Genomic DNA, 20,966 nt, shown 5'->3' on the forward strand with positions numbered 1-20,966 from the left:
TAGGTCCATCGTTCTCAAACGGAAAGTACATTTTGGGGACGGCGTTGGATATTATTTTTGTATCAATGACGAGAATATAATCATACTTAATTCTATGGCGAAGGGATGAGCTACTTTTTTATATAGCTGAATCACATCAATTAGTAGAGATTTTGGGAATCTAGTATGAACACGGTAACCATTTCCAAAATTTCATTTCGAAAGATGAGAAGTATGGTAAAATAAGAAAGGTTATCGCCCATTTTTTAAAACGATGGGCTTATTTGAATAGATAAATGTATAACTCATATTAGAATATAAGGGGGATCACGATGTTCCTCAAACGTTTAGACATCGTAGGTTTTAAATCATTTGCAAATCGTGTATCCGTCGATTTCTCCGGCGGCGTAACGGCAGTAGTCGGGCCGAACGGAAGCGGAAAAAGTAATATTACGGATGCGATCCGTTGGGTGTTAGGTGAGCAGTCGGCTAAATCACTCCGCGGAGCTAAAATGGAAGACATTATTTTCGCAGGGAGCGATTCTAGAAAAAGTGTAAATATGGCGGAGGTGACGTTAACACTCGATAATGAGGATCACTTCCTGCCCATTGATTATCATGAAGTCAGTGTAACAAGACGTGTATATCGCTCAGGTGAGAGTGAGTTCTACATAAATAAGCAAGCGTGTCGATTAAAGGATATTGTTGATTTATTTATGGATTCTGGTCTTGGGAAAGAAGCTTTTTCGATTATAAGTCAAGGGAAAGTTGAAGAAATATTAAGTAGTAAAGCTGAAGAAAGACGAAGTATATTTGAAGAAGCTGCAGGTGTTTTGAAATATAAAACGCGTAAAAAGAAGGCAGAAGCGAAACTTAAAGAGACGGAAGATAATTTAAATCGAGTGGAAGATATACTTTATGAACTAGAGAGCCAAGTAGAACCACTAAAAATGCAGGCTTCGATTGCAAAGGAATATTTAGAGCAAAAAGAAGAGCTTGAACAAATTGAAGTTGCCTTAATTGTTCATGAATGTGAGGAGCTTCATATGCGTTGGCAACATCTATCCCATACCGTTGAAGAACTCCGTAACAAAGAGTTGGACATGACAACTTCTGTCCAAAAGCGGGAAGCTGCTGTAGAAGAAATACGAGACCGTCTAACCGCTTTAGATGAATCTATTAATGATTTACAACAAGTATTGTTAATTGCTAGTGAAGAACTAGAAAAACTAGAAGGTCGAAAAGAAGTATTAAAAGAGCGAAAGAAAAATGCAACTTTTAATAAAACTCAGCTTGAACAGATGATCAAAGAACTGTCGATTCGATTCGAACAGTTGACAAATGAATTAAGTAAGGAAGAAGGGGCTTTAAAAGAGGATGAGCGAATTGTTCAACAAGTTCGAAAATCCCTCTCTGAAAAGGAAGTTCTACTTTCTAATCTTAATGAAAATATTGAAGAAGAAATAGAACAATACAAAAATGAATACTTTGAAAAGTTGAATGAACAGGCGCAAGCTCGAAATGAAGTGCAATATATCGAGAATCAACTAGCTCAGCAGCAAGCGAAAATGGATCGTTTAAAACGTTCTAATGAAAAGTATTTACATGAACGAAATGAGCTTGACGGTGAAAAACAAAAACTTGAAGCGAAATTATCATTGACTCAAAAAGAGTTAGATGAGCAAATAGGAGCGTTTCGACAAGCTCAAAAGCAATTGGAGCATAAAAAGTCCTCATATGAAAAGAAAGAAGCAATGCTCTATCAAGCGTATCAATATTTACAACAAACAAGATCCAAAAAAGAAATGCTGGAAGCTATGGAAGAAGACTATACAGGATTTTTTCAAGGTGTCCGAGAGATTTTAAAAGCAAAGGACCAAATAAAGGGAATTCATGGTGCTGTTGCTGAGCTCATTCATATGGACAGAGAATATGAAACGGCCATTGAAATTGCCCTAGGTTCTTCCCTCCAACACGTTGTTGTTGACGACGAAGAAATCGGTCGAGAAGCTATTCACTATTTAAAAAGGAATGCTTATGGAAGAGCCACATTCCTCCCGTTGTCGATAATGAAATCAAGAAAGATGTCGCAAACAGACCGGATGTTAGTAGAGAACCATCCTGCATTCATTGGAATTGCTTCCGAATTGATTACCTTTAACTCTGAATATCAACTCGTCATGGAAAACTTACTGGGGAATGTGATTGTTACGAAGGATTTAAAAGGTGCGAATGAACTAGCAAAAATTCTTCGCTATCGCTTCCGGATTGTTTCGGTTGAAGGGGATGTAGTAAACCCGGGAGGATCAATGACAGGAGGAGCAACAAAAACAAAAGGAAACTCCTTATTAAGTCGGAAGGGCGAACTGCAGTCTATTCAAGAAAAGTTAAAAGAGATGGAAGAAAAGACTGAAGCGCTCGAGCGTGATGTCAAACAACTTAAGTCAACGATTCAAGAAGATGAAAGCGTATTGGAAGAGCTCCGCGAAAAAGGGGCTGACCTTCGTTTGTTTGAACAATCACTACGTAGTCAGCTGCGAGAACTCGAATTAAAAGAGTTAAGTTTAAATGAACAACTTGCCATTTATGATGCAGAAAAACTGGCGTTCCAGGAGGAAGAAGAAAGACATCGTATTCGAAAAGAAGAATTAGTGAATCTTTTATCCTCAATCCATGAAACGTTGCAACGATTAGACAAGCAAATTGAAGAACTAGTGTCGTTAAAAGAAAACCAAAAAGCTTCTAAACAAGAATTACAAGAAGAAATAATGGATTTAAAAGTGAAACTTGCAAGTAAAGAAGAACGATATAAAAGCACAAAGAATGCGGTTGAACGTTTAAATGCTGAAAAAACAGAGACTGAATCAAAGCTGCAAGAAGCAGAAGAAGACTTAACCATTTTATCAACTGAAATGACAGATAATGATTCTGGGGAAGAAATGCTCGAAGAAGCGGCGAACCAGAAGCTACAAGATAAAAATAAAACAATTGAGCTCATTCATGCGAGAAGAGAAGAGCGGATGAGCTTGCAAACAAAATTGGAAGAAGAAGAACTCCAATTAAAAGAGTTGAAGCGTCTGTTAAAACAAATTTCAGAATCATTGAAAGATGAAGAAGTGAAAGCAAATCGAGTCGAAGTTGATTTGGATAATCGTCTTGACCGTCTTCGTGAAGAATATATGCTTTCGTTTGAAGCGGCGAAAGAGCAATATCCGCTTCAATTACCGGTTGAAGAAGCAGCACGTAAAGTAAAGTTAATGAAACGGACAATTGAGGAACTTGGCACTGTAAATCTAGGGGCGATTGACGAATATGAACGCGTTTCAGAGCGATATGAATTTTTAAAAGAACAACAAAGCGATCTGAAAGAAGCGAAAGAGACGTTATTCAATGTGATTTCAGAAATGGATGAAGAAATGAAAAAGCGCTTTAAAACGACGTTTGAACAAATTAGGTCTCATTTTGAATCTGTTTTCCAATCGTTGTTCGGTGGAGGAAGAGCTGATTTGCGCTTAACTGATCCGAGCGATTTATTAAATACAGGGGTTGATATTGTAGCACAGCCACCAGGGAAAAAACTCCAAAACCTAGGGTTACTTTCTGGAGGGGAACGTGCATTAACCGCTATTGCGCTTCTCTTTTCCATCTTAAAGGTACGTCCAGTTCCTTTCTGTGTTCTGGACGAGGTGGAGGCAGCGCTTGATGAAGCTAACGTACAGCGTTTTGCCCAGTATTTAAAACGTTTTAGTCAAGAAACTCAATTTATCGTAATTACACACCGAAAAGGGACGATGGAAGAAGCAGATGTCTTATACGGTGTTACAATGCAAGAATCAGGAGTATCTAAGCTCGTTTCTGTTAAATTAGAAGAATCAAATCAATATGTTAAGACGTCTTGAAAGGGAGGATCAGCATGAGTTTCTTTAAAAAATTAAAAGAGAAAATCTCAACCCAAACCGATTCTGTTACACAAAAGTTTAAGGAAGGATTAACGAAAACACGTAGCTCTTTCTCCGAAAGGGTGAACGATATTGTTGCACGATATCGAAAAGTTGATGAGGATTTCTTTGAAGAACTTGAAGAGATTCTAATTACGGCCGATGTTGGCGTTGAAACGGTAATGGAATTAATCGATGAATTAAAAATGGAAGTGAAACGCCGAAATATCCAGGATCCTAAAGAAGTTCGATCCATTATATCTGAGAAGCTAGTTGATATTTATCAAGGGGATGAAGAGGCTCCAAATGAGCTGAACATTGAAGAAGGTCGTCTAAACGTCATTCTCTTTGTTGGAGTGAACGGTGTAGGGAAAACAACAACTATCGGGAAATTGTCACATCAATTTAAACAGGAAGGCAAATCCGTTCTTCTCGCTGCGGGAGATACTTTTCGTGCCGGTGCTATTGAGCAATTAGAAGTCTGGGGAGAGCGCGTAGGTGTTGATGTCATTAAGCAATCAGCCGGAAGTGACCCAGCAGCAGTTATGTTCGACGCCATTCAAGCGGCTAAAGCGAGAAATGTCGACGTTCTCTTATGTGACACAGCAGGACGTTTACAAAATAAAGTGAATTTAATGAAAGAGCTAGAGAAGGTAAAACGTGTCATTGAAAGAGAAATTCCTGGTGCCCCACATGAAGTAATATTAGTATTGGATGCGACAACGGGTCAAAACGCAATGAACCAAGCAAAACAATTTTCAGAAGCAACCAATGTCACAGGTATCGCCTTAACAAAATTAGATGGAACCGCTAAAGGTGGTATCGTCTTAGCGATACGCAATGAGTTAAAGATTCCTGTAAAGCTTGTCGGATTAGGAGAGAAAATGGATGATTTACAGCCATTTAACGCGGAGCAATATGTGTATGGGTTATTTGCAGATTTGATGGAGGAAGAGGGAGAGTAAACCCTTCTTCCTTTTAAAAATCAATTTTCTTAGCCAATTTCCAAGACAAATGAAATAGATTGATGATGTTAAGAAAAAAACTTGACATTAACAGTTGCTTTCGCTACACTAGTTACTTGTAAAGGCATTTCACTTAACAAGGGAGGAATGAGTGATGATGCTCGAAAAGACGACGCGTATGAACTATTTGTTCGATTTTTATCAATCGTTGTTAACGCCTAAACAAAAAAGTTATATGTCTTTATATTACCTTGACGATTTCTCCCTAGGTGAAATAGCTGAAGAATTTGAAGTAAGTCGTCAAGCTGTTTACGATAATATTAAGCGAACCGAAGCAATGCTAGAAGAGTATGAAGAAAAGCTTGGGTTGTTAAACAAGTTTCAAGAGCGGAAAAAAATAGTGGAGCGACTTAAAGAATTGAGCGAGCCACTGATTGATCAAGAGGAGATTCTCTCGTTGCTAAAAGCTCTTGAAAAATTGGATTAGGAGGCGGCGAATTATGGCATTTGAAGGTTTAGCCGACCGACTGCAAAGTACCATTTCAAAAATCCGCGGTAAAGGAAAGGTTACAGAAGCTGATGTAAAGGAAATGATGAGGGAAGTTCGCCTCGCTTTACTAGAAGCTGACGTAAACTTCAAAGTTGTAAAAGACTTTGTTAAAAAAGTAAGTGAACGTGCTGTCGGTCAAGAAGTAATGAAGAGCTTGACCCCAGGGCAGCAAGTTATTAAAGTCGTAAAGGAAGAGCTTGCAGAGCTCATGGGTGGTGAACAAAGTCAAATTGCCGTTAGTCAACGTCCACCGACTGTCATTATGATGGTTGGTTTGCAGGGAGCCGGTAAAACGACGACGACAGGAAAACTAGCCAATCTTTTACGAAAAAAGTATAATCGTAATCCTTTGCTTGTAGCAGCGGATATTTATCGCCCTGCGGCGATTAAACAGCTGGAAACACTAGGAAAGCAGTTGAATATGCCTGTGTTTTCCTTAGGAGATCAAGTAAGCCCGGTCGAAATCGCGAAGCAAGCACTTGCCTTTGCTAAAGAGGAGCATCACGACTATGTCTTAATTGACACAGCAGGTCGTTTGCACATCGACGAAGAGCTTATGGATGAATTAGCACAAGTAAAAGAACTAGCTAATCCAGATGAAATTTTCCTCGTAGTCGACGCGATGACAGGGCAAGACGCGGTTAACGTTGCGAAAAGCTTCCACGAACAACTTGGATTGACAGGGGTCGTACTAACGAAGTTAGATGGGGACACTCGTGGAGGAGCAGCATTATCAATTCGTGCCGTTACCGGTACACCAATTAAATTTGCTGGTATGGGAGAAAAGCTTGATGCATTAGAACCATTCCATCCTGAACGAATGGCTTCTCGAATTTTAGGAATGGGTGATGTTCTTACATTAATTGAAAAGGCACAAGCAAATGTCGACCAAGAAAAAGCAAAAGAATTGGAAGAAAAAATGCGGACGATGTCCTTTACATTTGACGACTTCTTAGAACAGTTAGGACAAGTCCGAAATATGGGACCATTGGATGAAATCCTGTCCATGCTTCCGGGTGCCAATAAGATGAAAGGGTTAAAAAATATCCAAGTGGATGAAAAGCAAATTAGTCATGTAGAAGCGATTATTCGCTCAATGACAAAAGAAGAAAAAATTAACCCTGAAATTATTAACGCTAGCCGGAAGAAGCGAATTGCTAACGGGAGTGGAACTTCTGTACAAGAAGTGAACCGCTTATTAAAGCAATTTGATGAAATGAAAAAGATGATGAAACAGATGACTAACATGGCAAAAGGGAAGCGAAAAGGCGGATTTAAATTCCCTTTTATGTAATAAAATCATTCTGTTAAGAAAAAACACTTTACAAACGATTTTAAGACTGATATTATACTATCTTGTTGAAAACTATTCGGAGGTGCTTTTAAAATGGCAGTAAAAATTCGTTTAAAACGTATGGGAGCAAAAAAATCTCCTTTCTATCGTATCGTAGTAGCTGATTCTCGTTCTCCACGTGATGGACGTTTCATCGAAACAGTTGGAACTTACAATCCTGTAAGTGAGCCAGCTGAAGTAAAAATTGACGAAGAATTAGCTCTTAAATGGTTACAAAATGGTGCGAAACCATCTGATACAGTACGTAACCTTTTCTCTAAACAAGGCATCATGGAAAAATTCCATAACGTGAAAAACAGCAAGTAATGAACGTGGTGCAAATGGAAGAATTAATTTCAACCATTGCAAAAGCGCTCGTCGATCATCCTGAAGAAGTTTCAGTAGATCGAAAAGAAACGGAAAACGAAATCGTTTTTACGTTAAGCGTTCATAAAGATGATGTTGGAAAGGTCATTGGAAAGCAAGGCAGAATTGCTAAAGCATTTCGAACTGTTGTATATGCAGCGGGGAATCATTCCAACAAGCGCGTGTTTTTAGATATTAACGATTAAAAAGGTGAGGACATATGGACCTCGCCTTTTTATCATTTCAGATTCAATTGTAGCAATACTGCTATTTTCAAATATTTAAGGTAAAATAAAAGAAGCGAATGTAAACTTGACTTAGCGTCATGAAATAAGAGTAAATGGTGGGTGAGGGAAAATGAAGATACTTCACCAAGTAACGGTCAAACAAATATTAACGGAATCGAGTAAAACGAATCTAATGGAAAAATTTCGTTTGCAAAAAGAAAGACTAGAACGAGAATGTGATCAACTGTACTTTCAATTAAAAAAAGTAAAAGGCAATCAATTACTAGTGTCCCAATATCAAAAAGAGATTGAAAAAAGAAAAGAAAAGATTAAAACGACCGAATTTCAAATGGAACAATTACATATTTTACCTCTCGGGAGTGAGTTGAAAGAGAAAGAATTAAACGCCATAATTGACATATCGGTGGGAGATAATTGGGACGAATTAATGAATGAGAAAACAATCGTCATTAAAGATGGCATCATTCAAGATATTCGCTGAGGTGATGGTGATGAGTGAAAAATGGTTTAATGTAGGAAAAATTGTGAATACACATGGAATTCGTGGCGAATTACGCGTCATTTCTAAAACGGACTTTCCAGATGAACGATATGAAAAAGGAAATAAACTATACATCTTTCAAGATGGGAAAGAACCGGTCGAAGTAGTCGTTCAATCTCGCCGCCAACATAAAAATTTTGATTTATTAACTTTTGAAGGCTATCATTCAATAAATGAAGTAGAACCGTTTAAAGGAGCGATTATTAAAGTTCCCGAAAGTCAGTTAACGGATTTAGAAGATGGGGAATACTATTTTCATGAAATTATTGGTTGCTCAGTATTAGATGAGGAACAACAAGAGATTGGTGTTATAAAAGAAATTTTGACACCTGGAGCGAATGATGTTTGGGTAGTTCAGAGAAAAGGGAAAAAAGATGTGTTAATTCCTTATATTGAGTCAGTCGTTAAGGAAATCAATATAGAAGAAAAAACGATTATCATTACTCCTATGGAAGGGTTAATTGAAGAATGAAAATAGATGTATTAACTTTGTTCCCTTCAATGTTCGAAGGCGTCCTTAACGAATCAATTCTAAAAAAAGCGCAAGAAAAAGAGGCCGTTTCCATAGATGTTGTGAATTTTCGCCAATATTCTACGAACAAACACCAAACGGTCGATGATTATCCATACGGTGGGGGAGCTGGGATGGTATTAAAACCCCAACCTATCTATGATGCTGTTGAGGATTTAAAATCCAAATCCTCTGTATCTAGTCCGCGTGTTATTCTTGTATGTCCTCAAGGAGAAACTTACACGCAAAAAAAAGCAGAGGATTTTTCAAAAGAAGATCACTTAATTTTTATATGTGGGCATTATGAAGGGTATGATGAGCGAATCCGTTACCTTGTAACAGATGAAGTGTCATTAGGAGATTTTGTCCTAACGGGCGGGGAATTAGCCGCTATGACGATTATGGACAGCGTTATTCGCTTATTACCAGGTGTTCTCGGAAAAGAAGAGTCACATATCGAAGATTCTTTTTCGACAGGGCTTTTAGAACATCCCCATTATACACGTCCTAGTGACTTCCGCGGAATGAAAGTTCCGGATGTATTGTTGAGTGGTAACCATAAACATATAGCAGAGTGGCGGCAAAAAGAATCGTTGAGGCGTACTTGGACGAGAAGGCCTGATTTACTTGAGGGATATCCACTATCGGATGATCAAAAAAAATGGCTAGAAGAAATAAAAAAAGAGAAATAAAAGGTTGCATCCACATATTTCATGTGGTAAGATATCTTTTGTGACTAAGATTGAATAATTTTAGTCGAAAACGATGTTCCGCTGCAAAGATACATATGCAAGAGCATCTGTTGGAAGGAGATGAATACGATGCAAAAACTAATTGCAGAAATTACGAAAGAACAACTACGCACTGATTTACCTGAGTTCCGTTCTGGTGACACTGTACGTGTACACGTAAAAGTTATCGAGGGTACTCGTGAGCGTATTCAGGTATTCGAAGGTGTTGTAATCAAGCGTCGTGGTGGTGGCATCAGCGAAACATTTACTGTACGTAAAGTATCTTACGGTGTAGGTGTTGAGCGTACATTCCCATTACACACACCTAAAATTGCGAAAATCGAAGTTGTTCGCCGTGGTAAGGTACGTCGTGCGAAGCTTTACTACTTACGTAACCTACGCGGAAAAGCAGCTCGTATTAAAGAAAGATAATCAACTTATTGAAACCCAAAGGAGCTTGTTTAAACAAGCTCCTTTTTCCACGTTTTACGTACCGAAGTGGTTATGAATCGTACTTGTACAATGTTAATAAGTAGTCTTAAATCTGTAATGAAACTGTAGGATGAAAGAATGTCACATTTGTATTAAAATGGAGAATATACAAATGGTAAAGGTGTGTGAAAGGGTATGGCAAAGAAAAAAAATGAATGGTTAGAATGGATAAAAGCACTCGCCATCGCAATTGTCTTGGCGGTAGTCATTCGCTCCTTTTTCTTTGCGCCAATTGTTGTGGACGGACAGTCCATGATGCCAACATTAAAGGATCAAGACCATATGATCGTAAACAAGATCGGTACAAGAATTGGTGACATTGAGCGATTTGATATCGTTGTTTTCCATGCAACAGAAGAAAAGGATTACATAAAAAGAGTTATAGGTCTTCCTGGAGACCGAATTGAATATAAAGATGATACACTATATGTGAATGGACAACCAATGGATGAACCATATTTAGAGCAATACAAAAAAGAAGTAATTGATGGACCGTTAACGGAACCTTTTGTTGTCGAAGAGGTGCCGGAAGGTGAACTATTTGTCATGGGGGATAATAGACGCTTTAGTAAAGATTCCCGTCATATTGGGACAATTTCAATTGAAGAAGTAATGGGAAAAACAAGTTTAATTTACTGGCCTTTAAATGAGATTGGCATCGTAGAGTAAAACAAAGTAGGTGATAAAATGACCATTCAATGGTTCCCTGGCCATATGGCCAAAGCGAGAAGGGAAGTAACGGAGAAATTAAAGCTTATCGATATTGTATATGAACTCGTCGATGCACGGGTGCCGTTATCCTCAAGGAATCCAATGATTGATGAAATTATTTCGAATAAACCTAGAATCGTTCTTTTAAATAAAGCGGACATGGCTGATGAAGCAATGACAAAGGAATGGCTCCAATATTTTGAGTTAAAAGGGGTTTGTGCACTTGCAATTGACGCACAAAAGGGAGTAGGGCTTAAGCAAATTGTTCAATTAAGTAAGCAACTTCTCCATGATAAGTTTGCTAAAATGAAAGCGAAAGGAATAAAACCTAGAGCTATTCGTGCCTTAATTGTCGGGATTCCAAATGTCGGAAAATCAACGTTAATTAATCGTCTTGCGAAAAAAAATATCGCGAAAACGGGTGATCGACCAGGAATCACAAAAGCGCAAAGCTGGATTAAAGTGGGGAAAGAACTTGAATTATTAGACACACCAGGAATTTTATGGCCAAAGTTTGAAGACCAAACTGTAGGGTTAAAACTGGCGGCGACGGGTGCCATTAAAGATGAAATTTTAAATTTACAAGATATTGCTGTTTTTACTTTAAGGCACTTAATTAACGAATACCCAGAACGTTTAAAAGAACGATATGGTTTTCAAGATTTTTCAGAGGATATTGTAGACATCTTTGACCATATCGGTAAAAAGCGTGGGTGTCTAATGGGTGGAGGCTACATTGATTATGATAAAACAGCTGAACTCGTCATTCGCGAGCTACGGACGATGAAGCTGGGACGAATAAGCTTTGAACATCCAAAAGATGTGACGGAAGCTCCACTATCGCAACAGTCACTAGAATAGTTTTTTTCTTTGTTTGTAGAAGGTTATGTTCTCTCAAATATGCAAGACAAATAAAAAATATACTTACAATAGATTAGATTCGCATCAATGGCGAATCTTTCTTTATGTCAAGAGAGGGGAACGAGTAATACGTATCCCTTACTAAGCAAAAGAATCAATATGTTCAAAATGAAAAAAATGAATTGATATCCGATAAAAAAAGTGAGGAGATAAGATGAAAAAGCACACGGCAAAAGAGATTGCTACTTTACTTGAACATATCCAAGACGCGAATGATCCCTTTTTAATCGAATGCATGAATGACGATCGAAAAACGGTGCAGCAACTGGTGAAAAAATGGTTTAATCAGCATGAGCGTGAAGAAGAATTGAAAAAAGAATTTGAACGCATGTGTACATACGAAAAAGCTTTGCGAAAAGAAGGAATTCGATACATCGCAGGAGTAGATGAAGTTGGTAGGGGGCCATTAGCGGGACCTGTAGTTGCTTGTGCTGTCATCCTGCCACAATCTTTTTACTTGCCTGGTTTAACTGATTCGAAAAAGCTAACGGAAGAAAAGCGAGACTATTTTTATGAAATAATAATGGAAGAGGCAATTGATGTAGGAATTGCATTTATTTCAGCTGATGAAATTGATCGCTTAAACATTTATGAAGCGACAAAAGTGGCGATGATCAAAGCGATTCAAAACCTTCAAAAAGTACAGCCTGACTACTTATTAATCGATGCAATGGAATTACCAGTTGAAATACCTCAACAGTCCATTATTAAAGGAGATGCAAATAGCATTTCAATTGCCGCAAGCTCTGTAATTGCAAAAGTAACAAGGGACCGTTATATGAAAGCATTAAGTAAAAGATACCCACAATATGGGTTCGAAAAACATATGGGATATGGGACGAAAAAGCATTTGGAAGCATTAAAGAATTTTGGTGTCACTAATGAGCATCGCAAAACTTTTGCACCGGTAAAATCTATTTTGGTTGAATGTTAGGAGAGAAAGATGAATTCACTATCTGCAATTCAACAGACACTTTTTCAAACTCAATCATCCTTAAAAACGTCGCCTGTACAGCTTCAAGATGGTGAAGTTGTACTAGGACGTATCATAAAGTTCTTACCAAACGACAATGCTATCGTTCAAATTGGTTCACAAACGATGAATGCCCAACTAGAAACAGCAGTCGAGGCCATGAAATCATATTGGTTTCAGGTGAGTGTAACTGGATCTAGTCGGAAATTGAAAGTGCTCGAATTTGGAGTGAAGGGGCAAACTCAATCATTACCGGAGCAATTACTCCAAGCATATGGAGTTCCCGTTAAAAAAGAGTCGAAAGCATTCATTCAACTGTTAATGAAAAACCAAGTCCCTTTTACACAAAAGCAGTTACTTACTGGTTTACAATGGTTATTAAATCAATCCAATGAAACACCTCAACAGATTCAGCAAAATATGGATTCCCTTCTTTTTGTGTTGAAACGAAAATGGCCTATTACACCTTTTGTTGTAGACGCAATTAAAGCTTCACGAACAAGTTCGATAACAGAGCAACTGAATACGCTAGTGCAACAGTTGGATTCTAAACCGAATAAGACCCAAGGTGAAGAAAAACTGTTACGCGTTTTGCAGGAACTTTTTAAAAGGGACTTAGAGTCGCAATTTAATAACTCCTTAACGCTTAATCAGCCGACACATACGAAGCAAGACGCGGTCAAATTATTTATTCAGATGATGACGAAACAGTTAGGATTGAATACGGAGAAGGTGTTGAAAAAAGGGAACCCGAATGAACTGAAGCATCAAATTGCAACTGTTAAATCACTCATAGTAAGTGCAATCGGTGATACGGTTGAACCGTCTATACGTATGAATATGGAACTTGTGTTAGCCCAACTGAATGGCCAGTCTTTATTGACACACGATCAAGGGCCTTTTGCTTTTTTATATGTAAGTCTACCACTTTTGCTCAAAAATTGGCTTACGGATTGGAACATCCAAATGTACGGGAGGAAACAAAAAGATGGCTCCATTGATCCATCGCATTGCCGAATCGTATTCGATTTGAACTTAAAATCCATTCAAAACACGCTTGTGGATGTTAGAATACAGCAGAAAATCGTCACGGTTCAATTGTATAATGACATATTAACGAAAGAGTTTATTACACCATTGTTACACCAAGTTAGGGGTTCTTTCGAAAAGATGGGTTACCAATTAACATCTGTAACGGTTCATCCATTTAACCGCATCGTTAATGAGCAAGAAAGTCCCCTAATTCACCAAATTCAATCTGTTGAGAAGGTAGATGTAAAAATATGAAAGAAAAAGCAATTGCCTTAAAATATAATGAACTGCAAGATGATGCGCCAAAAGTGGTTGCGAAAGGTGAAGGAGACATTGCAAAACAAATAATAGAACGAGCAGAAGAGTATGGAGTTCCCGTTCAAAAAGATGAATCTCTTATTGCTCTTTTAAGTGAGGTTGACATAAACGAACGCATCCCGGAAGAACTTTACGGAGTAGTTGCGGAGCTATTCGCATTTATCTATCAACTAGATAAAGAAGTCGGTCGAAAAAATTATGTTAAAAAAACTTAGTGAAACCACTTTATTTTCAAAAAATGACAATTATCTCTCCGTTTTTTTATAGAATGGTAGACAATATCCAAACTATTTTATAAAATGAAAGCGCAGTCTGTTTTCTTTACCAATGTATTGGTCAGAAAACTTTAATTTTTCGTACATATGTTAGGAGGATGGGATATGAATATCCATGAGTACCAAGGAAAAGAACTCCTCAGAAAATATGGGGTAGCGGTTCCAAATGGAAAAGTAGCCTTTACGGCTGATGAAGCTGTAGAAGCTGCAAAAGAATTAGGAACAGATGTTGTAGTGGTGAAAGCTCAAATTCATGCTGGAGGCCGCGGAAAAGCTGGTGGAGTAAAAGTAGCAAAGAGCATTGATGAAGTACGTGAATACGCAAGTGAATTATTAGGAAAAACGCTAGTTACACATCAAACAGGTCCAGAAGGAAAAGAAGTTAAGCGACTTTTAATTGAAGAAGGCTGTGACATAAAAAAAGAATATTATATCGGTTTTGTTTTAGATCGCGCAACTTCCCGTGTCGTATTAATGGCATCTGAAGAAGGTGGAACTGAAATTGAAGAGGTAGCGGCTGAAACTCCTGAAAAGATTTTCAAAGAATATATTGACCCGGCTGTAGGATTACAAGGCTATCAAGCTCGTCGTATCGCTTTTAACATTAACATTCCGAACGAACTTGTCGGACAAGCAGTTAAATTTATGATGGGTCTATATCGCGTATTTGTTGAGAAGGATTGTTCCATTGCAGAAATTAATCCACTAGTTGTTACAGGCGATGGTAAGGTAATGGCGCTAGATGCTAAACTAAATTTTGATGGAAACGCTTTATTCCGTCAAAAAGACGTTCTAGAATATCGTGATTTAGACGAAGAAGATCCAAAGGAAATTGAAGCATCTAAATATGATTTAAGTTATATCTCCTTAGACGGAAACATCGGGTGTATGGTAAACGGTGCTGGTCTTGCCATGGCAACGATGGATATCATTAAATATTATGGTGGAGAGCCTGCCAACTTCTTAGATGTGGGCGGTGGTGCTACTGCAGAGAAGGTAACAGAAGCATTTAAAATCATTTTATCAGACGAAAAAGTTAAAGGTATTTTCGTTAACATCTTCGGTGGAATTATGAAGTGTGACGTTATTGCTCAAGGTGTCGTTGAAGCAACAAAACAAGTAGGTTTAACGATTCCGTTAGTCGTTCGTTTAGAAGGAACGAATGTGGAGCTTGGTAAAAAGATTTTAGAAGAATCTGGATTAAATATTACTTCTGCAGAATCTATGGCAGACGGTGCCCAAAAAATCGTTTCATTAGTGAAGTAAGAAAGGCAGGGGACAAAGATGAGTGTATTCATTAATAAAGATACGAAAGTAATCGTACAAGGTATTACAGGTTCAACAGCTCTTTTTCATACGAAACAAATGTTAGAGTACGGAACAAAGATTGTTGGTGGTGTAACACCAGGTAAAGGTGGTACTGAAGTAGAAGGAGTACCTGTATTCAATACAGTTGAAGAAGCTGTAAAAGCAACAGGTGCAAACGCATCCGTAATTTACGTACCAGCTCCTTTTGCTGCAGACGCTATTATGGAAGCAGTAGATGCTGAATTGGATATTGTAATTTGTATTACAGAGCATATTCCAGTAATGGATATGGTGAAAGTTAAACGTTATATGGAAGGAAAGAAAACACGTTTAGTAGGTCCGAACTGTCCAGGTGTTATTACGCCAGGTGAATGTAAGATTGGGATTATGCCAGGATATATTCATACGAAAGGACATGTCGGCGTTGTATCTCGCTCTGGAACATTAACATATGAAGCAGTGCACCAACTTTCCCAGGCTGGAATTGGACAATCAACTGCAGTTGGGATTGGTGGAGACCCTGTAAACGGAACGAACTTTATTGATGTTCTGAAAGCTTTTAATGAAGATCCTGAAACGTATGCTGTTATTATGATCGGTGAAATCGGTGGTACGGCTGAAGAAGAAGCAGCAGAGTGGATTAAAGCGAATATGACAAAGCCAGTAGTTGGCTTCATCGGTGGCCAAACGGCACCTCCAGGAAAGCGTATGGGGCATGCTGGAGCGATTATTTCTGGTGGTAAGGGAACAGCAGAAGAAAAAATCAAAACGATGAATGCATGCGGCATTAAAGTAGCTGAAACTCCATCTGTTATGGGAGAAACACTCATTTCAGTTTTAAAAGAAAAAGGCCTATATGAAAAATGTAAAACGCATTAATTTTTTAGGAACGGAATCGACTCATTCGATTTCGTTCCTTCCTACATAAAGGAGGTTTTGAATATTAATCGTATCGATCGCCTTTTGAAGCTCGTTCACTGTCCACACCTCTCCAACAAAACCATATTGAAGCTATTATGCTACGATTCAACCTTGGAATTCTTATCGACCATTACCCCAAGAGAATTTTCTCACCTTCTCAATATTCCTATCCAAAAATCTCAATCCATTCTTACTTCATTTAATATGATAGATGCCAATAATATAAAAAAACGCTTAAAGGAGTCTCACGTTCAAATTGTAACGCTTTTTCATTCCGAATACCCAGAGCTTTTGTCGCATATTCCAAACCCGCCCGTTATATTGTATTGTAAAGGTGATGTTAAACTGTTAAAGAATGAACATAAGATCAGTGTAGTAGGGACGAGAAATCCAAATGATGATGGATTAAAAATAGTCAATTATTTGCTAAAGCCGATGGCGAAAGAGTGGGTAATCGTCAGTGGATTGGCAAAAGGAATTGATGTTCGATCACATGAAATTGCAATATCCGAAAATGGAAAAACCATCGCCGTTACTGCAGGAGGGTTTCATCATCTCTACCCGAGGGAACATCAAAAAATAGCAGAGAAAATCAATTTGCTCATTTCCTTATATCCTCCTGAAACGAAAGTGCAAAGATGGATGTTCCCTGAGCGAAATCGCTTAATTAGTGGCTTGAGTCATGGAACGCTTGTAGTTCAAGCGAAAAAACGTAGTGGCTCATTGATTACAGCAGATTTTGCACTGGAGCAAGGACGTGAAGTTTTTACGCCGCCATGTGCATTATTCGATACAGAATTTGATGGGAATTTGCACTTACTACAAGAAGGTGCGACCGTAGTATATTCCTATGTCGATATCGTTAATGAGTTAAAACCACGTATGAAAATGTTTGATTTGAGAATGAAATAATACAAAATGGGTCATAACAGGATGTAATAGGCTTTGACACATTTTAATACCTTTCGAATAAAATAAAGGAATTTTTTAAATCATATCGAAAAAGTGAAGATGAAGTGTTTATTTAATGAATTATAGAAAGGTGTTTGACAAATGAGAACGGAATATTTAATAATAGTGGAGATTTAATGAATAAAAAAACCTTGTTAAATTCATGAACTTGATATAAACTTTTGCATGCGCCAAATGCATGCTTTATAAGAATAATATAGAGAGAGAATACCTCTTAAGGAGGAAAATGCATGTCGGACTATTTAGTCATAGTAGAATCACCTGCGAAAGCAAAAACAATTGAACGTTATCTAGGTAAAAAGTATAAAGTAAAGGCTTCAATGGGACATGTTCGGGATTTACCGAAAAGTCAGATGGGGGTTGATGTTGAGGAGAACTTCTCACCTAAATATATTACGATTCGAGGAAAAGGACCTGTTTTAAAAGAGTTGAAGACAGCTGCAAAAAAAGCAAAAAAAGTGTTTCTTGCAGCCGACCCTGATCGTGAAGGAGAAGCAATTGCTTGGCATTTAGCTCATAGTTTGGACATAGATCTCGATTCAGATTGTCGCGTAGTATTCAATGAAATTACAAAAGATGCAATAAAAGAATCCTTTAAGCATCCTCGTGCGATTAACATGGATCTTGTTGACGCCCAACAAGCTCGTCGAATTCTCGATCGTTTAGTTGGCTATAACATTAGCCCACTTTTATGGAAAAAGGTTAAAAAAGGGTTAAGTGCTGGGCGAGTTCAATCTGTTGCTGTGCGATTAATTATTGAACGTGAAAAAGAAATCAATGCGTTTCAGCCTGAAGAATATTGGACTATTGATGCAGAATTCTTAAAAGGGAAAGAAGTTTTTGAAGCCTCTTTTTATGGTTTAAATGGGAAAAAGCTCGAGTTGAAAAATGAAGATGAAATGAAAGAGATTGTTAATCAGATCCAAGGTAACTCATTTCAAATTACAAAAGTGACGAAAAAAGAGCGGAGACGTAATCCTTCACCACCGTTTACGACATCTTCTCTGCAGCAAGAAGCTGCCCGTAAACTAAACTTTCGAGCTAAAAAGACGATGATGATTGCGCAACAATTATATGAAGGAATTGACCTAGGTAAGGAAGGAACGGTCGGTTTAATCACATACATGAGAACGGATTCAACTCGTGTATCGGATACAGCAAAACAAGAGGCGGAATCGTACATATCGGAAAAATATGGTCAAGAGTTCAAGGCTTCTAATAAAAAAGAGTCCAAAAAACAAGGAAATGTTCAAGATGCGCACGAGGCCATCCGTCCAACATCAGCTTTTCGTGACCCAAGCAGTTTAAAAGAATTTTTAAGCCGAGATCAATTACGATTATATAAATTAATTTGGGAACGTTTTATTGCGAGTCAAATGTCACAAGCAATTATGGATACAATGAGTGTTGACTTAACCAACAATGGATTAATCTTCCGAGCGAATGGTTCAAAAGTAAAGTTTCCTGGATTTATGAAAGTGTATGTGGAAGGTCAGGACGATCAAGTAGAAGAAAAAAATCGTCAACTTCCTGACTTAAAAGAAGGAGATTCGGTTCTAACGAAGGATATTAATCCAGCACAACACTTCACACAACCACCACCAAGGTATACAGAGGCTCGACTCGTTAAAACATTAGAAGAATTGGGGATTGGACGACCATCAACTTATGCACCAACCCTTGATACAATTCAAAAGCGTGGGTATGTTGCTTTAGAAAATAAGCGATTTATTCCAACTGAATTAGGGGAAATTGTCGATGAACTAATGAAAGAATTTTTCCCGCAAATTTTAGATGTTGAATTTACTGCTAAAATGGAGCATAATTTGGACGAAATAGAAGAAGGTACGGTAAACTGGGTAAAGGTAATCGATGAATTTTATCAAGATTTCGCAAAACGGTTAGAAAAAGCTGAAAATGAAATGAAAGAAGTCGAAATAAAAGATGAATTTGTCGGTATTGACTGTGAAGAGTGTGGTTCCCCAATGGTTTACAAAATGGGAAGATACGGAAAGTTTATGGCTTGTTCCAATTTTCCAGATTGTCGAAATACAAAGCCAATCGTGAAAGAAATTGGGGTAAAATGCCCAACTTGTCATGAAGGAAACATTGTTGAGCGTAAATCAAAGAAAAAACGAGTGTTTTATGGCTGTGACCGTTACCCGGAATGTGAATTTTTATCGTGGGATAAACCAATTGCAAGGAAATGTCCAAAATGTGAGAGCCTTTTAATTGAGAAGAGGTTGAAAAAGGGCGTACAAGTTCAATGTGTTCAGTGTGACTATAAAGAGGAACCACAACAGTAATGAGCGAAGGTGAGCATCCGAGCTCACCTTTCCTCATTCAGAATTGTACATGCTTTTTCGCAATTTATTACCCATTTAGGAACTTGGCATCGGCCAAGTTTTTCTAAGTTTTGTATTATCCTTAGATACATTAAGTGTTTCACATAATCCCTTTTTCAAGAAGTTTGTTCCTTTTATTCATAGTTCAAGGGCATTTCTTAAGAAATTTTGTATGCACAATTTGATTACAACAAGAAGATGGAGGAATGAAGAAATGAATGATCTTATCGTTAATGTAGTTGGAGCAGGGTTAGCAGGAAGTGAGGCAGCCTGGCAGCTTGCTAAAAGAGGTATAAAAGTACGATTATATGAAATGCGTCCGGTTAGACAAACGCCTGCACATCATACTGATAAATTTGCTGAACTAGTATGTAGCAATTCATTACGAGCGAACACGTTAACGAATGCTGTTGGCGTTTTAAAAGAAGAAATGCGCCACCTCGATTCTGTTATTATTTCATCAGCTGACTTATGTTCAGTTCCAGCTGGAGGCGCGTTAGCTGTAGACCGCCATGAATTTGCTCAAAACGTAACAAATCGTGTTAAAGGTCATCCTAATGTTACGGTGATAAATGAAGAAATTACAGATATTCCAGAAGGCCCTACAATTATTGCTACGGGACCACTTACATCCCCAGCACTTTCTGAGAAGCTTCGATCATTAACGGGAGAAGAATATTTATACTTTTACGATGCAGCCGCACCAATTATTGAAAAAGATACGATTGACATGAATAAAGTATATTTAAAATCCCGTTATGATAAGGGAGAAGCGGCATACTTGAACTGTCCAATGACCGAAGAAGAGTTCAATCGTTTTTACGATGCATTGATCACTGCTGAAACTGTTCCTTTAAAAGAGTTCGAGAAAGAGATTTTCTTTGAAGGATGTATGCCAATTGAAGTCATGGCAAAGCGTGGGAAAAAGACGATGCTCTTTGGACCACTAAAACCAGTTGGATTAGAGGATCCACGAACAGGGAAACGACCATATGCAGTTGTACAACTTCGCCAAGATGATGCAGCGGGGACGCTTTATAACATCGTTGGATTTCAAACACACTTAAAATGGGGACCACAAAAAGAAATTATTCGTATGATACCTGGTCTAGAAAATGCAGAAATTGTTCGTTATGGTGTTATGCATCGAAATACTTTCATAAACTCTCCTAAACTGTTGAAACGTACGTATCAATATAAAGACCGAAACGATTTATTCTTTGCGGGTCAAATGACAGGTGTTGAAGGATATGTTGAATCAGCTGCGTCTGGTTTAGTTGCAGGGATTAATGCTGCTCACTTCGTTTTAGGAAAAGAATTAGTAGAATTTCCACAAGAAACAGCTATTGGAAGTATGGCTTATTATATAACATCAACGAATTCAAAGAACTTCCAACCGATGAATGCGAATTTTGGTCTCTTCAAAGAATTGCCAGTGAAAATTAAAAATAAGCAAGAACGAAATGAACAGCATGCGAAGAGAGCATTAGAAACAATTCAAAAAATTTCGAAAAGTTTAGGGTAATTCATTGCAAG

20 protein-coding genes are annotated in these 20,966 nt (G+C 37.9%); all 20 read left to right on the forward strand.

The window, feature by feature from the left end:
* The first annotated feature begins 311 nt into the window (after positions 1–311).
* The 20 genes from smc (at position 312) to trmFO (ending at position 20,955) form a co-directional block, all read left to right on the forward strand.
* A complete protein-coding gene (smc, locus tag ML543_RS08395) occupies positions 312–3,878 on the forward strand; it encodes a chromosome segregation protein SMC (RefSeq protein WP_243386820.1) in 3,567 nt (1,188 codons plus the stop codon).
* Positions 3,879–3,892: 14 nt separating this feature from the next.
* Positions 3,893–4,882, forward strand: a complete 990-nt coding sequence (gene ftsY / locus ML543_RS08400; protein ID WP_243386821.1) for a signal recognition particle-docking protein FtsY — start codon at positions 3,893–3,895, stop codon at positions 4,880–4,882.
* A 154-nt stretch (positions 4,883–5,036) separates the two neighbouring features.
* The gene (locus tag ML543_RS08405) at positions 5,037–5,369 is read left to right on the forward strand and encodes a putative DNA-binding protein (protein ID WP_243386823.1); all 333 of its coding nucleotides are present in this window, start codon (positions 5,037–5,039) and stop codon (positions 5,367–5,369) included.
* Between the two features lie 13 nt (positions 5,370–5,382).
* Complete coding sequence (gene ffh, locus ML543_RS08410; protein WP_243386824.1) at positions 5,383–6,726, forward strand: signal recognition particle protein; 1,344 nt, start codon at positions 5,383–5,385, stop codon at positions 6,724–6,726.
* A 93-nt stretch (positions 6,727–6,819) separates the two neighbouring features.
* Positions 6,820–7,092: a 30S ribosomal protein S16 gene (gene rpsP, locus ML543_RS08415; RefSeq protein WP_243386825.1), complete on the forward strand. Its 273-nt coding sequence runs from the start codon at positions 6,820–6,822 to the stop codon at positions 7,090–7,092.
* 14 nt (positions 7,093–7,106) lie between these two features.
* Positions 7,107–7,337 (forward strand): KH domain-containing protein, encoded by a 231-nt coding sequence (locus tag ML543_RS08420; protein WP_243386826.1) that lies wholly within the window; start codon positions 7,107–7,109, stop codon positions 7,335–7,337.
* Between the two features lie 151 nt (positions 7,338–7,488).
* A complete protein-coding gene (locus tag ML543_RS08425; RefSeq protein WP_243386827.1) occupies positions 7,489–7,860 on the forward strand; it encodes a YlqD family protein in 372 nt (123 codons plus the stop codon).
* A 10-nt stretch (positions 7,861–7,870) separates the two neighbouring features.
* Positions 7,871–8,392 (forward strand): ribosome maturation factor RimM, encoded by a 522-nt coding sequence (gene rimM, locus ML543_RS08430; protein ID WP_279326604.1) that lies wholly within the window; start codon positions 7,871–7,873, stop codon positions 8,390–8,392.
* Positions 8,389–9,123, forward strand: a complete 735-nt coding sequence (gene trmD, locus ML543_RS08435) for a tRNA (guanosine(37)-N1)-methyltransferase TrmD (RefSeq protein ID WP_243386828.1) — start codon at positions 8,389–8,391, stop codon at positions 9,121–9,123. Before rimM ends, trmD begins: the two co-directional genes overlap by 4 nt.
* A 129-nt stretch (positions 9,124–9,252) precedes the next feature.
* A complete protein-coding gene (rplS, locus tag ML543_RS08440) occupies positions 9,253–9,594 on the forward strand; it encodes a 50S ribosomal protein L19 (RefSeq protein ID WP_243386830.1) in 342 nt (113 codons plus the stop codon).
* Positions 9,595–9,789: 195 nt separating this feature from the next.
* Positions 9,790–10,323: a signal peptidase I gene (gene lepB, locus ML543_RS08445; RefSeq protein ID WP_243386832.1), complete on the forward strand. Its 534-nt coding sequence runs from the start codon at positions 9,790–9,792 to the stop codon at positions 10,321–10,323.
* A gap of 18 nt (positions 10,324–10,341) precedes the next feature.
* Positions 10,342–11,226, forward strand: coding sequence for a ribosome biogenesis GTPase YlqF (gene ylqF / locus ML543_RS08450; RefSeq protein WP_243386834.1), 885 nt, complete (start codon positions 10,342–10,344; stop codon positions 11,224–11,226).
* A 214-nt stretch (positions 11,227–11,440) separates the two neighbouring features.
* Positions 11,441–12,220 carry a ribonuclease HII gene (locus ML543_RS08455; protein ID WP_243386836.1) on the forward strand — a complete coding sequence of 260 codons (780 nt, stop codon included), beginning with the start codon at positions 11,441–11,443 and terminating at the stop codon, positions 12,218–12,220.
* A gap of 9 nt (positions 12,221–12,229) precedes the next feature.
* Positions 12,230–13,546, forward strand: a complete 1,317-nt coding sequence (locus ML543_RS08460; RefSeq protein ID WP_243386837.1) for a hypothetical protein — start codon at positions 12,230–12,232, stop codon at positions 13,544–13,546.
* The gene (locus tag ML543_RS08465; RefSeq protein ID WP_243386839.1) at positions 13,543–13,824 is read left to right on the forward strand and encodes an EscU/YscU/HrcU family type III secretion system export apparatus switch protein; all 282 of its coding nucleotides are present in this window, start codon (positions 13,543–13,545) and stop codon (positions 13,822–13,824) included. Before ML543_RS08460 ends, ML543_RS08465 begins: the two co-directional genes overlap by 4 nt.
* Positions 13,825–13,989: 165 nt before the next feature.
* Complete coding sequence (gene sucC / locus ML543_RS08470) at positions 13,990–15,150, forward strand: ADP-forming succinate--CoA ligase subunit beta (RefSeq protein WP_243386840.1); 1,161 nt, start codon at positions 13,990–13,992, stop codon at positions 15,148–15,150.
* 18 nt (positions 15,151–15,168) lie between these two features.
* On the forward strand, positions 15,169–16,071 hold the full coding sequence (sucD, locus tag ML543_RS08475; protein WP_243386841.1) for a succinate--CoA ligase subunit alpha: 903 nt from the start codon (positions 15,169–15,171) through the stop codon (positions 16,069–16,071).
* A gap of 57 nt (positions 16,072–16,128) precedes the next feature.
* Positions 16,129–17,025: a DNA-processing protein DprA gene (dprA, locus tag ML543_RS08480; protein WP_243386842.1), complete on the forward strand. Its 897-nt coding sequence runs from the start codon at positions 16,129–16,131 to the stop codon at positions 17,023–17,025.
* A 290-nt stretch (positions 17,026–17,315) separates the two neighbouring features.
* Positions 17,316–19,391, forward strand: coding sequence for a type I DNA topoisomerase (gene topA, locus ML543_RS08485; protein ID WP_243386843.1), 2,076 nt, complete (start codon positions 17,316–17,318; stop codon positions 19,389–19,391).
* Positions 19,392–19,644: 253 nt separating this feature from the next.
* Complete coding sequence (gene trmFO, locus ML543_RS08490) at positions 19,645–20,955, forward strand: FADH(2)-oxidizing methylenetetrahydrofolate--tRNA-(uracil(54)-C(5))-methyltransferase TrmFO (protein WP_243386844.1); 1,311 nt, start codon at positions 19,645–19,647, stop codon at positions 20,953–20,955.
* Positions 20,956–20,966 lie beyond the last annotated feature (11 nt).

Source organism: Bacillus kexueae (assembly GCF_022809095.1).
Classification (GTDB): domain Bacteria; phylum Bacillota; class Bacilli; order Bacillales; family Aeribacillaceae; genus Bacillus_BZ; species Bacillus_BZ kexueae.

Bases quoted from the DNA above. Each gene is read 5' to 3' on its own strand.
- smc (WP_243386820.1), top strand. From the start codon at position 312: ATGTTCCTCAAACGTTTAGACATCGTAGGTTTTAAATCATTTGCAAAT.
- ftsY (WP_243386821.1), top strand. From the start codon at position 3,893: ATGAGTTTCTTTAAAAAATTAAAAGAGAAAATCTCAACCCAAACCGAT.
- ML543_RS08405 (WP_243386823.1), top strand. From the start codon at position 5,037: ATGATGCTCGAAAAGACGACGCGTATGAACTATTTGTTCGATTTTTAT.
- ffh (WP_243386824.1), top strand. From the start codon at position 5,383: ATGGCATTTGAAGGTTTAGCCGACCGACTGCAAAGTACCATTTCAAAA.
- rpsP (WP_243386825.1), top strand. From the start codon at position 6,820: ATGGCAGTAAAAATTCGTTTAAAACGTATGGGAGCAAAAAAATCTCCT.
- ML543_RS08420 (WP_243386826.1), top strand. From the start codon at position 7,107: ATGGAAGAATTAATTTCAACCATTGCAAAAGCGCTCGTCGATCATCCT.
- ML543_RS08425 (WP_243386827.1), top strand. From the start codon at position 7,489: ATGAAGATACTTCACCAAGTAACGGTCAAACAAATATTAACGGAATCG.
- rimM (WP_279326604.1), top strand. From the start codon at position 7,871: ATGAGTGAAAAATGGTTTAATGTAGGAAAAATTGTGAATACACATGGA.
- trmD (WP_243386828.1), top strand. From the start codon at position 8,389: ATGAAAATAGATGTATTAACTTTGTTCCCTTCAATGTTCGAAGGCGTC.
- rplS (WP_243386830.1), top strand. From the start codon at position 9,253: ATGCAAAAACTAATTGCAGAAATTACGAAAGAACAACTACGCACTGAT.
- lepB (WP_243386832.1), top strand. From the start codon at position 9,790: ATGGCAAAGAAAAAAAATGAATGGTTAGAATGGATAAAAGCACTCGCC.
- ylqF (WP_243386834.1), top strand. From the start codon at position 10,342: ATGACCATTCAATGGTTCCCTGGCCATATGGCCAAAGCGAGAAGGGAA.
- ML543_RS08455 (WP_243386836.1), top strand. From the start codon at position 11,441: ATGAAAAAGCACACGGCAAAAGAGATTGCTACTTTACTTGAACATATC.
- ML543_RS08460 (WP_243386837.1), top strand. From the start codon at position 12,230: ATGAATTCACTATCTGCAATTCAACAGACACTTTTTCAAACTCAATCA.
- ML543_RS08465 (WP_243386839.1), top strand. From the start codon at position 13,543: ATGAAAGAAAAAGCAATTGCCTTAAAATATAATGAACTGCAAGATGAT.
- sucC (WP_243386840.1), top strand. From the start codon at position 13,990: ATGAATATCCATGAGTACCAAGGAAAAGAACTCCTCAGAAAATATGGG.
- sucD (WP_243386841.1), top strand. From the start codon at position 15,169: ATGAGTGTATTCATTAATAAAGATACGAAAGTAATCGTACAAGGTATT.
- topA (WP_243386843.1), top strand. From the start codon at position 17,316: ATGTCGGACTATTTAGTCATAGTAGAATCACCTGCGAAAGCAAAAACA.
- trmFO (WP_243386844.1), top strand. From the start codon at position 19,645: ATGAATGATCTTATCGTTAATGTAGTTGGAGCAGGGTTAGCAGGAAGT.